The following is a 12,380-nucleotide window of genomic DNA, read 5'->3' as shown; positions in this document are numbered from 1 at the left end:
ATCATATCAAGCCAGTTTTATCAATACCATGCCGGCTACCAGCAGCACGACGCCAACCCAGCCTTTATGGTTAAGGCGTTGTCCAAAGAGGATCCAACCGGCGGCGATAGTCGCCGCGATCCCAAACCCTCCCCACAACGCATAAGCGACGGAAAGATCGATACCTTTTACCGCCTGCGAAAGAGCGCTAAAAGCCCCTAACACCGCCGCCAGCGACAGGATACCGTAGATTTTACGACGAAAACCGTCGGAAAATTTCAGAAATACGTTCGCGGTAATTTCCAGTACGATAGCCAGCGCCAGCCAGGCGCCGTGAATCCACTCAAACTGTTGCATGAGCTGTCTCCTCACGCTGTTTCACCGCTTTCTTTGTGCCGGACTTAATCAGCACAATACCCGCGACCAGCGTTGCCAGCCCGGCCAGTTTTACGATAGACAGGCTTTCATCGAACAGCAGCACGCTAAATACGGTAATCAACAGAATACCGATACCTTCCCATAGCGCATACGCCACACCGAGAGCAATCTTTTTAACGGCGAAGGCCAGGAAAATATATGAAAGCGCAATCATTGCCAGCATTAAAATATAGCCCGTATGACCGCCGCTGACGCTTGCCCATTTCATAGACAGCGTGCCGGTTATTTCAGCAACGATAGCTAAGGCTAATAAAATCCAATAAAACATAATCCCTTCTCCTGCTTGAGAATACAATCCATGACGGCTTACGAAGGTAAACCGAAAAAATTCTGACGTAGTTTTAGCCGTGCGCGGTGCGCCAGCTCAGGCAGAGAGAATGGGACTATAGCGCGGAGCGCCAGTGCTGTTCGCCAGCAAATCGGGAAAGGATGAAAGGTAATGCGTGATGAGTCGAAAAATAAAAGCTGAACTGATTGTTCATAAAATTACAATTATCCGCGGTGTTGCTTCTCGTCATTGCGGAAAAAAATTGTCCTCGGTAGTTAAACACAAGTAAATTTGTACCATAGTGTTAATATTAACTCAAAGTCTTTGCAATTCTTTACGTCTAAGGCGCGATTTCAATTAGTATTTTCTCAAACTGATCTCCATCATAAACGTGTATAGCAAAGTCGCTATGATCAAGGACGTTTTCATCTTTACCGTAAGGAACCCAATGGCCAAACCCATCATCACCCTTAATGGACTCAAGATCGTCATCATGCTGGGCATGTTGGTTATCATCCTTACGGGCATCCGTTTTGCCGCCGACATTATCGTCCCCTTTATCTTAGCGCTGTTCCTTGCGGTGGTGATCAATCCGCTGGTCCAGCTGATGGTGCGCTGTCGGGTGCCCCGGGTGCTGGCGATTTCGCTACTGGTGGGCGCTATCGTCCTGCTGGCGGTGGTACTGCTGGCGTCGCTTGGCACCTCGCTTAACGAACTGGCGCGCACTCTGCCACAATACCGCACGTCGCTGGCCGAACCGCTAAAAACGGTCACGCCATGGCTACAGCGCTTTGGTTTTACCGTCTCCGCCATTGAGCTGAATAAGTATATCGATCCCAACGCGGTGATGACGCTGGTTACCAGCCTGTTGACCCAGTTGTCGAATGCGATGTCGTCCATTTTTCTGTTGCTGCTCACCGTAGTATTTATGCTGTTGGAAGTGCCGCAACTGCCCGCCAAGCTCCAGCAGCTGATGTCGCGGCCGGTTGAGGGGATGGGCGCCATTCAGCGGGCGATTGATAGCGTGTCCCACTATCTGGTGCTGAAAACCGCGATAAGCCTGGTCACCGGACTGGTGGTCTGGGGTATGCTGGCGCTGTTGGACGTCCGCTTCGCCTTTATGTGGGGGTTGCTGGCTTTTGCGCTGAACTACATTCCCAATATCGGTTCGGTATTGGCAGCCATCCCGCCGATTTTGCAGGTAATGGTATTTGGCGGCCTGTATGAGGCGCTGATCGTCACTGCCGGTTACCTTATTATCAACCTGGTGTTCGGCAATATTCTCGAACCGCGCATTATGGGCCGCGGACTGGGGCTCTCCACGCTGGTGGTATTTCTGTCGTTAATATTCTGGGGTTGGTTGCTTGGCCCGGTCGGCATGCTGCTGTCGGTGCCGTTGACCATCATTGTGAAAATCGCCCTTGAGCAGACCAACGGCGGGCAGAGTATTGCTTTCTTACTCAGCGACTTAAGTAAAGAATAACCGGTAATCTGGCTGGCCTATCCGCCAGCCTTCCCCTCCTTTCATCTTTTCCGCTTAGACCGTTACTCCTTTTTTATTATTGATCCCCATCACAAATGGGCACATCCAATCATTACTCTAAAGCTAACGATTAGCCGGCGTGCTTAATTGATGCGCAGCGCTGCGCATCGCACACTAACTTCCACCAGGACAAACGAAACGATTTGTCGAATCAGGAGGTTAACAATGAATGCTGAACAAACGACGGGACGGGTCTGGAACCGTCGCCGGACGGAAAAACAGCGGCGGCTGGCCGACACGAAGATTGCCGGCAAAGTCATACCCACTGACCAACTGGTCAGCGTACTGGAAAATCTGCTCGCCCCTGGCGACCGGGTAGTACTGGAAGGTAATAACCAGAAGCAGGCTGATTTCCTCTCCCGCATGCTCGCCGAGGTCAATCCGCAGAAAATCCACGACCTGCATATGATTATGCCAAGCGTCGGGCGCAGCGAGCATCTGGACCTGTTTGAAAAAGGCATTGCCCGTAAACTGGATTTCTCTTTCTCCGGCACGCAAAGCCTGCGCATCTCGCAACTGCTGGAAGATGGTCTGCTCGAAATCGGCGCCATCCACACCTATATCGAACTCTACTCCCGCCTGTATGTCGATCTGTCGCCAAACGTCGCGCTGATCGCCGGCTATAAAGCTGACCGTAAAGGCAACCTGTATACCGGACCGAGTACCGAAGATACCCCGGCGCTGGTTGAAGCCGCCGCCTTCCACGACGGCATTGTGATAGCCCAGGTCAACGAACTGGTGGACGACGAATGCGATCTGCCGCGCGTCGATATCCCCGGCTCGTGGATCGATTACGTGGTGGTCGCCGACAAACCGTTCTTTATTGAACCGCTGTTCACCCGCGACCCGCGTCTGATTAAGCAAGAACACATTCTGATGGCGATGATGGCGATTAAAGGCATCTACGCGGAGCATCAGGTGCAGTCGCTTAACCACGGTATCGGCTTTAATACCGCCGCCATCGAGTTGCTACTGCCCACCTACGGCGAACAGCTCGGCCTGAAAGGCAAAATCTGTAAACACTGGACGCTGAACCCGCACCCTACCTTAATCCCGGCCATCGAGAGCGGCTGGGTGGAGAGCGTGCACTGCTTCGGCGGCGAACTGGGGATGGAAGAGTACATCCGCGCCCGCCCGGATATCTTCTTTACCGGCCCGGACGGGTCGATGCGTTCTAACCGCGCCTTCTGCCAGCTGGCAGGTCAGTACGCGGTAGATATGTTTATCGGTTCGACCCTGCAGGTTGATGGTCTGGCCAACTCCTCCACCGTCACCCGCGGCCGCCTTTCCGGCTTCGGCGGTGCGCCGAACATGGGCCACGACCCGCACGGTCGCCGCCACGCCACCCCGGCCTGGCTCAATATGATCACTGAACCAGACCCGATGCAGCGCGGTAAAAAACTGGTGGTGCAGATGGTCGAAACCTTCCAGGCCGGCGTGAAACCGACCTTCGTTGAAACGCTCGATGCGGTCGAGGTCGCCAAAACTTCCGGCATGCCGCTGGCGCCGGTGATGATTTACGGCGATGACGTGACCCACGTGCTGACCGAAGAGGGTATCGCTTACCTGTACCGGGCGGAAAGCCTTGAAGAGCGCCGGGCGATGGTCGCCGCGGTGGCCGGGATCACCGATATTGGCCTCGGCGTGGACGCCAAACGCGTCGCCGCGCTGCGCCAGAGCGGCAAAGTGGTGTACCCGGAAGATATCGGCATTCGCCGCAGCGATGCCACCCGCTCACTACTGGCCGCCGGCAGCGTCGCCGAGCTGGTGGAATGGTCCGACGGACTGTATAACCCACCGGCAAAATTCCGGAGCTGGTAATGAAAAAACTCTCCCCCCTACACGTAGAAAGCCGCGTCAGCTGGCTGGCGCATACCGCCAGCGCGTGTCTGATTGACGAAGCCCGTCTGAGCCCGAAACCGGGTCTGGTCGATAGTCGCGGCAACGGCGCGCATCAGGATCTCAATCTGGACCTGATGGAACGTTCCGCCCGCAGCCTGCAGCCAACCTTTCACGCACTGGCGCAGCAAAGCTGGCAGCGTCCGGCGGATATCGCCCTGCGCGAAACCGTCGGCCGCCTCGGTCGCGAAGGTGAAGCGCAGATGATGATGGCGACGGGTGGAGTTAACACCCACCGCGGCGCTATCTGGGCGCTGGGCCTGCTGGTCAGCGCGGTGGCGATGTTGGGTGGAGAGGGTCAATCACAGGCGATCGCCGCCGCTGCAGCCTCCCTCGCCCGCCTGCCTGACGGCTTCGCGCCGAAAACCTTTAGTAAAGGGCTGCGCGCCAGCCGTCGCTGGCAGGTGCCGGGGGCACGCGAGGAAGCGCAGCGCGGATTTCCGCATGTTACCGCCCTGGCGCTGCCGCAACTACAGCAAAGCCGGGCGCGAGGCGCCAGCGAGCCGCAGGCGCGCCTCGACGCGCTGATGGCCATCATGACCTCGCTGAGCGATACCTGCGTGCTGTCGCGGGCCGGCATGAACGGCCTACACGCCATGCAGCAAGGCGCCCGTGAGGTTCTGGCGGCGGGCGGTTGCGCCAGCGTCGCCGGTCGCGCCGCGCTGGCGCGCCTCGATGCGCAGATGCTGGCGCAAAACGCCTCGCCGGGTGGCGCGGCCGATCTCCTTGCCGCCACCCTGTTTCTCGACCGGGTTTCCGGCTAACGCATTCAGAGGATGTTATGGAACAGATTACATTGTCATTTCCTGCCAACCGCGCCCTCAGCGGCAAAGCATTGGCAGGGGTCGTAGGTTCAGGCGATATGGAAGTGCTTTATACCGCCGCACAGGGCGCCACGCTCAACGTACAGATCACCACCTCAGTGGATAACAGCCAGGCACGCTGGCAGGCGCTGTTCGACAGGTTGAACCTGATCAACGGTCTGCCCGCCGGGCAGTTGATTATCCACGACTTCGGCGCCACGCCGGGCGTCGCCCGTATTCGTATTGAACAAGTATTTGAGGAGGCCGCTCATGCGTAACGATCGCAGCTTTATCGAACTGCGCGCTCGCGAACGCGCCCACGCCCTGCTGGACGACGGCAGCTACCGCGAACTGCTGGATCCGTTTGAAGCCATTATGTCGCCGTGGCTCGGCGCGCAGGGCATCGTCCCGCAGTCCGACGACGGTATGGTGGTCGCCAAAGGCACGATCAACGGCCAACCTGCGGTGGTAATTGCCATCGAAGGCACCTTCCAGGGCGGCAGCATGGGCGAAGTCTCCGGCGCCAAAATGGCCGCCGCGCTGGAGCTGGCGGCGGAAGATAACCGCAACGGTATCCCGACGCAGGCGGTACTGTGCCTCGAAACCGGCGGCGTACGTCTGCAGGAGGCCAACCTCGGTCTGGCCGCCATCGCCGATATTCATGCCGCGATTGTCGACCTGCGCCGCTACACCCCGGTGGTCGGCATTATTACCGGTACCGTCGGCTGCTTCGGCGGCATGTCCATCGCCGCGGCGCTGTGCAGCTACCTTATCGTCACCCGTGAAGCCCGTCTCGGCCTCAACGGCCCGCAGGTTATCGAGCAGGAAGCCGGAATTGAAGAGTACGACTCCCGTAACCGTCCGTTTATCTGGAGCATGACCGGCGGCGAAATTCGCGCCGCCAGCGGCTTGGTCGACGCGCTAGTTAACGATGGCGTTAACGCCGTTAAAACCGCAATGAATGAGGCGATCGCCAAAGGTGTACCGGCACAACACCGCAGCGACAACTATGACGATTATCTGCGTCGCTTGAGCCAATTCGATACCCGCCAGCAGGCGGATACCGCGCAGATTAAACAGCTTTTTGCCCGGGAGGATAAATAATGAGTCAGTTCCCAAACCGCGCCGCGCTATGGCTGAACAAACTGGCGCCCAACGCGCCGCTGATGAGCGGGTTATGCGCCTCTGTTCAGGTTGCAGATGGCCAGATTGATGGCGAAAACGTCCGCTTTATCGCCGTGGTACCTGACGCCAACAACCACTACCCGCGCGCCGCCGGCGGCGAAGTCGGCCTGCTGGAAGGCTGGACGCTGGCGAAAGTGGTCAACGAAACCATCGCCGCCGACGCCGATCGGCCTGTCAAACGGCCGATCGTCGCGGTAATTGATGTCCCGAGCCAGGCCTATGGCCGCCGCGAAGAAGCCTTTGGCATCCACCAGGCCCTGGCCGGGGCGGCAGGCGCCTACGCCAAAGCCCGTCTTGCCGGCCACCCGGTGATTGGCCTGATTGTCGGAAAAGCGATGTCCGGGGCGTTTCTGGCCCACGGCTATCAGGCCAACCGCCTGGTAGCCTTTAACGATAGCGGCGTGCTGGTTCACGCGATGGGTAAAGAATCGGCAGCGCGCATTACGCTGCGTACCGTAGAAGCGCTGGAGAAACTGGCGGCGACGATCCCGCCGATGGCCTACGACGTCAGCAACTACGCTACGCTCGGCCTGCTCTCCGCCCTGCTCGATATCAACCATCCGGATGCGCCAGACGAAGGCGATCTGTCGCTGGTCAGCCGTACCCTGCGCGACGCCATCGCTGACGCGCGCACCGATACCTCACTGAAGTGCCGCCTGGGCGCGGAAAACCGCCGCAGCTCACAACTGGTTCGCGATCGCATGCGCGCCAGCTGGTAAGACGTTCGTACGTAAGTAGTAGAAGAAAACCTGCCGGAAGCAGTCTCCCGGAGCGCGGAATAAACGCTCCGGGAAGGGACGGCTTTTAGAAAAAATAACAATCGCGCCAGTACTCTATTTTATTTACAGGTGATTTATGACTTATGTGATTATTCATGCTCTCGCGCCCATTTTCGTCATTATGCTGCTGGGTTTCTGGGCCGGAAAGGCCGGGATGGTAGATAACAAAAACGTCTCGCTGCTTAATATTTTTGTAATGGATTTTGCCTTACCCGCCACGCTGTTTAGCGCGACGGTACAAACGCCGTGGGCCGGTATCGTCGCCCAGTCGCCGCTGGTGCTGGTGCTGACCGGCGCGATGTGGATCACCTATGCCGCAATCTACTTCCTCGCCACCAGCGTGTTCAAACGCACGCCGCAGGATGCCGCGGTGCTGACCCTCACCGTCGCCCTGCCAAACTATGCCGCGCTGGGTCTGCCGATCCTCGGCAGCGTGCTGGGTGAAGGCGCTTCAACCTCGCTGTCGGTGGCGGTTTCTATCGCCTGCGGCTCGGTGCTGATGACCCCGTTCTGCCTGCTGATTCTGGAGCGTGAAAAAGCCCGCGCCGCGGGTGAAAACAGCGGTTCTACGCTGGCGATGCTGCCGGTGCTGATGTGGCGTTCGGTGAAAAAACCGATCGTCTGGGGGCCGCTGCTTGGGGTGGTGCTTTCTGCTATCGGCATTAAAATGCCGGACCTGCTGCTGGCGTCGATCAAACCGCTGGGCCTGGCCGCCACCGCCGCCGCGCTGTTCCTCACCGGGGTGATCCTGTCGGCACGTAAACTGCAGCTCAATGCGCTGATCGCTACCTCAACCATCGTGAAACTGCTGGTGCAGCCGTTTATTGCCTGGAGTCTGGTGATGTTACTTGGTCTGCACGGCTCTATCGCCATTACCGCGATCCTGATGATTGCGCTGGCCGCCGGCTTCTTCGGCGTGGTCTTCGGCAACCGCTTCGGCGTGCAGTCTCCGGATGCTGAAGCCGTGCTGCTGTTAAGCTCGGTTCTGTGTATCCTGTCGCTACCGCTGTTTATCTCTTTGACTTCAGGACTGTAAACCATGTCATCAACGCCGCGTCCCCACGATTTAGTTTGGTTAAACCTCGCCAGCGCCCTGGAAGCTATTGCCGAGCCGTGGGTGGCTCAGCAGTGGCGAGCCGCGCTGCCGGTGGTGGTGAGGCGCGACGTTGACGACCAGGCCCGCATCCCGGTTGGAGTGCGGGGCATGAAGCGCGAGCAGCGCGCCGCCGGCTGGGTACAGGCGCACAATATCGTGCGCAGCGTCACCCCGGAGATGCTTGTCGAGCGCGAAGCATTACTCTGCTCGCCGTTTGTCTCGCAGCCGCCGGTCCAGGCGGCTATCGCCCTCACCTTACACCGCTGGCCCTGGGGCTGGGGCGTCACCGGCAGTACCGGCTACGCGCTGGCAACCGAAATCCCGGTGCTGCATGCGGCAAGCGATCTGGATCTGCTGATCCGCGCGCCGCAGCCGCTGGACCGCGAGGCCTTGCTGGAATGGCAGGCCCGGGTGGCCCAACTACCGTGCCGCGCCGATACCCAGGTAGAAACCCCCTACGGCGCCTTCGCCCTTAATGAGTGGCTGCGCGATGGCCGCGCGCTGCTGAAAACATCCCGCGGCGCGCGCTTAACCGCGACGCCGTGGCACAGGGAGGAATGATGAAGATTTTATTTACGTTTCCCGGTCAGGGCGGTCAGCGCCCCGCGATGCTGGCGGCAATCCCCGATCGCGAGGCTATCCTCTCCCAGGCGCGCGCCGTGCTGGGGGATGAAGTCGATACTCTCGATAGCGCCGATGCGCTAAAGCATACCCGTGCGGTCCAGCTTTGTCTGCTGATCGCCGGGGTGGCCTGGGCGCGCGAGCTACAGCGTCAGGGCGTGGATCCGCAGATGGTCAGCGGTCTGTCCATCGGCGCGTTTCCGGCAGCGGTGATTGCCGGCGCGCTCGATTTCGCCAGCGCGCTGCGGCTGGTGGCGCTGCGCGGCGATTTAATGGAGCAGGCTTATCCCGAAGGTTACGGGCTGACGGCGATTATGGGGCTGACCCGCCCGCGGATTGAGGCGCTGATGCAGGGCCACGAGGTGTATCTCGCCAACCTGAACGCCGAAACGCAGATCGTGATCGCCGGGCGTGATGACGCCATGGCCGAGGTGGCGCAGCTGGCGCTGCAGGCTGGCGCCAGTAAAGCCCAACGGCTGGCGGTCAGCGTGCCGTCGCACTGCGCGCTGTTGGCTAAACCGGCCGTCGCCCTGGCAAAAGCCTTCGCCGAGGTCACCTTAACGCGCCCTCAGCGCGCCTATTTAAGCGGCTCGACGGCGCGCGTGCTGTGGGATCCGCAGCGGATCGCCGACGATCTGGCGATGAACATGGCGCGCACCGTACATTGGCAGGAGGCGATGATCGCCGCCGATGAACGCGACGCGAGACTGGCAATCGAGATGCCGCCCGGCGGCGTGCTCACCTGCCTGACCCGCCAGGCAGGCTGGCGCGGCGAGACCATTGCACTGGAGCGCAGCGGCGTAGACGTCGCCCGCCATCTTGCAAAGCGGCTTAGCGATTAATGCTGCGGGCGTACATGCGCCCTTCCGCCGCCAGCGCCAGCAGGTCGGCATCGCGCTCGCGATGGTGTGAATAGACGATAGAGATCAGCTGGCGCATCTGATAGGGTTCCGCCAGCTTTAACAGCTGCACATCGTTTTCATAGACTTTCTTCATGCGCCCCGGCAGCAGCGCGAAGCCGACGCCCGCCTGCACCAGGCTTATCATCGAAAAGATATCATTCACCCTGGTCACAATTTCCGGCTCAAAACCGGCTACCTGAAAAGCCTCCTGAAACCCGGCATAAGTCGCAAACCCTTCCGCCAGCGAGACAAACTTGCGATCGGCGTAATCGCGCAGATCGGCAAGCTGAGTGGTATCCAGCTGTTCCGTCGCCGGCGCGGCGAGGAAGATATCATCTTCAAACAGCGGCACCACGTCGAAGGCCGAATTATTGTATTCGCCTTCATTGGTCGCGATTAAAATAGCGTCAAGGGCATCGTCTTCCAGCATATCCAGCAGCATCTGGTTGGAGCCCATCGTCAGATCCAGTTCAAGCTCCGGGCGACGCAGCTTCATCCCCATAATGATGCGCGGAACGGTTTCCAGCGTCAGCGAATAGAGAGTACCGATGCGCAACCGCCCCTGACCAACGCCGGCGACTTTGCGCGTCGCCTCAAGCCCGCGGCTCATCAGACTCATCACATCCTGGCAGTATTCGAGCAGCGTCCACGCCGCCTGCAGCGGCAGCAGGTTGCGCCCTTTGTGGACAAACAGCGGGCAGCCGACCCCCTCTTCGAGCGTATGCAGCGCGCGGTGAACGCTAACGCTGCTGAGCTTCATGGCTTCGGCGGTTCTGGCGATATTGCCCTTCGCCATAAACATCATAAAGACCGACAGCTTGCGGAAGGTGATCTCCTGGTTGATATCGTCTTTCATAGCCCTTCCACACTCCTGGTTTAATTTTCTGTTTCAATTCAAACCAGTATATCTTTTATGAGGCCAAAGTTGCAGGCAGCGCGCGGCGTCAGCCGGTAAATAACGCAAAAAAGGGAAGACCATGGTCTTCCCTTTTATTCACTGCCTGGATGCGTCGTTACAGCGCCATATCGTGCTGCGGCGAGGCTTCGCGCGGCGTCTCTGCCGGTTTGGCGGTCGCGGTCGGCGCGGGCTCTGGCATCTGAATGACCGGAGGCTTAGTCAACTGCAGCGCCGCGGCGGTGTCATCCCAAACCTGCTGGGTCAGGGCCACGTTACCGTTTAACTTCTCGCCGTAGCTCGGCACGATGGCGCGAATGCGGCTCTGCCATTCCGGCGAGTTAAACTGCTGCGGGAACATCTGCTTGAGAACGTTGAGGGTGATCGGCGCGGCGGTGGAAGCACCTGGCGATGCGCCGAGCAGCGCAGAAATCGTTTTCTGCTGATCGACCACCACTTCGGTACCGAGTTTCAGTACGCCGCCCTTCTCCGCGTCTTTTTTGATGATCTGCACGCGCTGACCGGCCTGAATCAGTTTCCAGTCTTCTTTGCGCGCGTTCGGGTAGTACTCTTTCAGCGCCGCAAAGCGGTCATCATCGCTGAGCATAACCTGGCTAATCAGATACTTCACCAGATCGAAGTTGTCGAGGCCAACGTGGGTCATCGGCAGTACGTTGCTGGTGGTGGTGGTGCTCAGCAGATCGAAGAACGAACCGTTTTTCAGGAACTTGGTGGAGAAGGTGGCGAATGGTCCGAACAGCACCACGCGCTTACCATCAAGGTAACGAGCATCCAGGTGCGGTACCGACATCGGCGGCGCGCCAACCGAGGCCTGACCATAGACTTTCTGCTGGTGCAGTTTAGTCAGCTCCGGGTTTTCGGTCATCAGGAACGAGCCGCCTACCGGGAAGCCCGCATAGTTGTCCGCTTCCGGAATGCCGGTTTTCTGCAGCAACTTCAGCGCGCCGCCGCCGGCGCCGATGAAGACATATTTGGCGTCAATAGCCTGCTCTTCACCGCTCTTCACGTTCTTAATCGTCACGTGCCAGGAGTTGTCGGCATTGCGTTTGAAATCGGTGACTTCAGAAGAGGTCTGCAGCGAGAAATTGCTGCTCTTTTTCAGGCTGCCGATCAGCTGACGGGTGATTTCACCGTAGTTCACGTCGGTACCGACCGGCGTCCAGGTGGCGGCCACTTTTTGCTGCGGATCGCGTCCTTCCATGACCAACGGCGCCCACTGTTTAATTTGCGCGTGATCGGTGGAGAATTTCATTCCCTGGAATAAGGTAGTCTGCTGCAGCGCGTTATAACGCTTTTGCAGATAATCCACATTATCGCCCCACACGAAACTCATATGCGGCGTGGAATTAATAAACGAGTGCGGGTCGTGCAAAATACCGCGTTTGACCTGCGCCGACCAGAACTGGCGCGAAATCATAAACTGTTCATTGATATCCAGCGCTTTGCTGACATCAATAGAACCGTCTGCACGCTGCGGCGTGTAGTTCAGTTCCATATTTGCCGAGTGACCGGTACCGGCGTTATTCCAGCCGTTAGAGGACTCCAGCGCGACGCCGTCGAGTTTCTCCACCATCACCTGTTTCCACTCCGGCTGCAGTTCCTGCAGCCAGGTGCCCAGCGAAGCGCTCATGATGCCGCCGCCGATCAGCAGAAAATCAGTTTTTTTCGAGGTATCGCCATTCGCGTAGGTCGCCGTACTGACGAACATCGCTAATGCGGTCATAGATATAATCGTTTTTTTAATTGCAGGCATAATAGAAATATCGCGTAGCAAAAGTGTAATAAGAGCCGTCATATTAACGCACTTTTACTTTATTTTAAAATATCATTTACACTTCGATATTTTAATGCAAACAGTTTTTTAACTTAAAAAAGCAGTTTATTTATTTCACTGGCGGTTATTGTGAAAATAGCGGCAAAAAAAGCAGGATTATTCAGGCGATAAGAAATA

At 58.2% G+C, this 12,380-nt stretch carries 13 protein-coding genes; 9 read left to right on the top strand and 4 right to left on the bottom strand.

The window, feature by feature from the left end; all coding sequences use genetic code 11:
* Positions 1–6: 6 nt before the first annotated feature.
* Complete coding sequence (mdtI, locus tag PGS10_RS00685; RefSeq protein WP_045392324.1) at positions 7–336, bottom strand: multidrug/spermidine efflux SMR transporter subunit MdtI; 330 nt, start codon at positions 334–336, stop codon at positions 7–9.
* Positions 323–685, bottom strand: a complete 363-nt coding sequence (gene mdtJ / locus PGS10_RS00680) for a multidrug/spermidine efflux SMR transporter subunit MdtJ (protein WP_021463805.1) — start codon at positions 683–685, stop codon at positions 323–325. The genes mdtI and mdtJ overlap by 14 nt, the downstream gene beginning before the upstream one ends.
* 448 nt (positions 686–1,133) lie before the next feature.
* Between mdtJ and PGS10_RS00675 the strand changes: the two genes are divergently transcribed.
* The 9 genes from PGS10_RS00675 to mdcH all read left to right on the top strand — a co-directional run bounded on the left by PGS10_RS00675 (position 1,134) and on the right by mdcH (position 9,453).
* On the top strand, positions 1,134–2,168 hold the full coding sequence (locus PGS10_RS00675; protein WP_015366785.1) for an AI-2E family transporter: 1,035 nt from the start codon (positions 1,134–1,136) through the stop codon (positions 2,166–2,168).
* A 225-nt stretch (positions 2,169–2,393) separates the two neighbouring features.
* Positions 2,394–4,049, top strand: coding sequence for a malonate decarboxylase subunit alpha (gene mdcA / locus PGS10_RS00670; RefSeq protein WP_316422222.1), 1,656 nt, complete (start codon positions 2,394–2,396; stop codon positions 4,047–4,049).
* Entirely contained in the window at positions 4,049–4,891 is an 843-nt protein-coding gene (locus PGS10_RS00665; protein ID WP_316422220.1) for a triphosphoribosyl-dephospho-CoA synthase, read from the top strand. The genes mdcA and PGS10_RS00665 overlap by 1 nt, the downstream gene beginning before the upstream one ends.
* Before the next feature lie 17 nt (positions 4,892–4,908).
* A complete protein-coding gene (gene mdcC, locus PGS10_RS00660) occupies positions 4,909–5,208 on the top strand; it encodes a malonate decarboxylase acyl carrier protein (protein WP_008805033.1) in 300 nt (99 codons plus the stop codon).
* On the top strand, positions 5,201–6,034 hold the full coding sequence (locus PGS10_RS00655) for a biotin-independent malonate decarboxylase subunit beta (protein ID WP_049060958.1): 834 nt from the start codon (positions 5,201–5,203) through the stop codon (positions 6,032–6,034). Before mdcC ends, PGS10_RS00655 begins: the two co-directional genes overlap by 8 nt.
* Complete coding sequence (mdcE, locus tag PGS10_RS00650) at positions 6,034–6,834, top strand: biotin-independent malonate decarboxylase subunit gamma (protein WP_316422218.1); 801 nt, start codon at positions 6,034–6,036, stop codon at positions 6,832–6,834. The genes PGS10_RS00655 and mdcE overlap by 1 nt, the downstream gene beginning before the upstream one ends.
* A gap of 136 nt (positions 6,835–6,970) precedes the next feature.
* Positions 6,971–7,930, top strand: coding sequence for an AEC family transporter (locus PGS10_RS00645; RefSeq protein WP_316422217.1), 960 nt, complete (start codon positions 6,971–6,973; stop codon positions 7,928–7,930).
* 3 nt (positions 7,931–7,933) lie between these two features.
* A complete protein-coding gene (locus PGS10_RS00640; RefSeq protein WP_316422216.1) occupies positions 7,934–8,551 on the top strand; it encodes a malonate decarboxylase holo-ACP synthase in 618 nt (205 codons plus the stop codon).
* A complete protein-coding gene (mdcH, locus tag PGS10_RS00635) occupies positions 8,551–9,453 on the top strand; it encodes a malonate decarboxylase subunit epsilon (RefSeq protein ID WP_042892381.1) in 903 nt (300 codons plus the stop codon). The genes PGS10_RS00640 and mdcH overlap by 1 nt, the downstream gene beginning before the upstream one ends.
* Here the strand turns inward: mdcH and PGS10_RS00630 are convergent.
* Both PGS10_RS00630 and mqo read right to left on the bottom strand, forming a co-directional pair.
* A complete protein-coding gene (locus PGS10_RS00630; RefSeq protein ID WP_063105627.1) occupies positions 9,443–10,369 on the bottom strand; it encodes a LysR family transcriptional regulator in 927 nt (308 codons plus the stop codon). The two genes, mdcH and PGS10_RS00630, sit on opposite strands and share 11 nt — an antisense overlap.
* A gap of 157 nt (positions 10,370–10,526) precedes the next feature.
* Positions 10,527–12,182 carry a malate dehydrogenase (quinone) gene (gene mqo / locus PGS10_RS00625; RefSeq protein ID WP_316422215.1) on the bottom strand — a complete coding sequence of 552 codons (1,656 nt, stop codon included), beginning with the start codon at positions 12,180–12,182 and terminating at the stop codon, positions 10,527–10,529.
* Positions 12,183–12,380: the final 198 nt, after the last annotated feature.

The sequence above is a fragment of the Klebsiella sp. 141153 genome, from assembly GCF_032601995.1.
Taxonomy (GTDB): Bacteria; Pseudomonadota; Gammaproteobacteria; order Enterobacterales; family Enterobacteriaceae; genus Klebsiella; species Klebsiella aerogenes.
The sequence above is the reverse complement of the archived record's forward strand: the minus strand, read 5'-3'. Positions and strand labels throughout refer to the sequence as shown.

Excerpts from the sequence above, each read along its gene's own strand:
- PGS10_RS00645 (WP_316422217.1), top strand. The coding sequence starts at position 6,971 with ATGACTTATGTGATTATTCATGCTCTCGCGCCCATTTTCGTCATTATG.
- PGS10_RS00640 (WP_316422216.1), top strand. The coding sequence starts at position 7,934 with ATGTCATCAACGCCGCGTCCCCACGATTTAGTTTGGTTAAACCTCGCC.
- mdcC (WP_008805033.1), top strand. The coding sequence starts at position 4,909 with ATGGAACAGATTACATTGTCATTTCCTGCCAACCGCGCCCTCAGCGGC.
- PGS10_RS00675 (WP_015366785.1), top strand. The coding sequence starts at position 1,134 with ATGGCCAAACCCATCATCACCCTTAATGGACTCAAGATCGTCATCATG.
- PGS10_RS00665 (WP_316422220.1), top strand. The coding sequence starts at position 4,049 with ATGAAAAAACTCTCCCCCCTACACGTAGAAAGCCGCGTCAGCTGGCTG.
- mqo (WP_316422215.1), bottom strand. The coding sequence starts at position 12,182 with ATGCCTGCAATTAAAAAAACGATTATATCTATGACCGCATTAGCGATG.
- mdcH (WP_042892381.1), top strand. The coding sequence starts at position 8,551 with ATGAAGATTTTATTTACGTTTCCCGGTCAGGGCGGTCAGCGCCCCGCG.
- mdcA (WP_316422222.1), top strand. The coding sequence starts at position 2,394 with ATGAATGCTGAACAAACGACGGGACGGGTCTGGAACCGTCGCCGGACG.
- mdcE (WP_316422218.1), top strand. The coding sequence starts at position 6,034 with ATGAGTCAGTTCCCAAACCGCGCCGCGCTATGGCTGAACAAACTGGCG.
- mdtJ (WP_021463805.1), bottom strand. The coding sequence starts at position 685 with ATGTTTTATTGGATTTTATTAGCCTTAGCTATCGTTGCTGAAATAACC.
- mdtI (WP_045392324.1), bottom strand. The coding sequence starts at position 336 with ATGCAACAGTTTGAGTGGATTCACGGCGCCTGGCTGGCGCTGGCTATC.
- PGS10_RS00655 (WP_049060958.1), top strand. The coding sequence starts at position 5,201 with ATGCGTAACGATCGCAGCTTTATCGAACTGCGCGCTCGCGAACGCGCC.
- PGS10_RS00630 (WP_063105627.1), bottom strand. The coding sequence starts at position 10,369 with ATGAAAGACGATATCAACCAGGAGATCACCTTCCGCAAGCTGTCGGTC.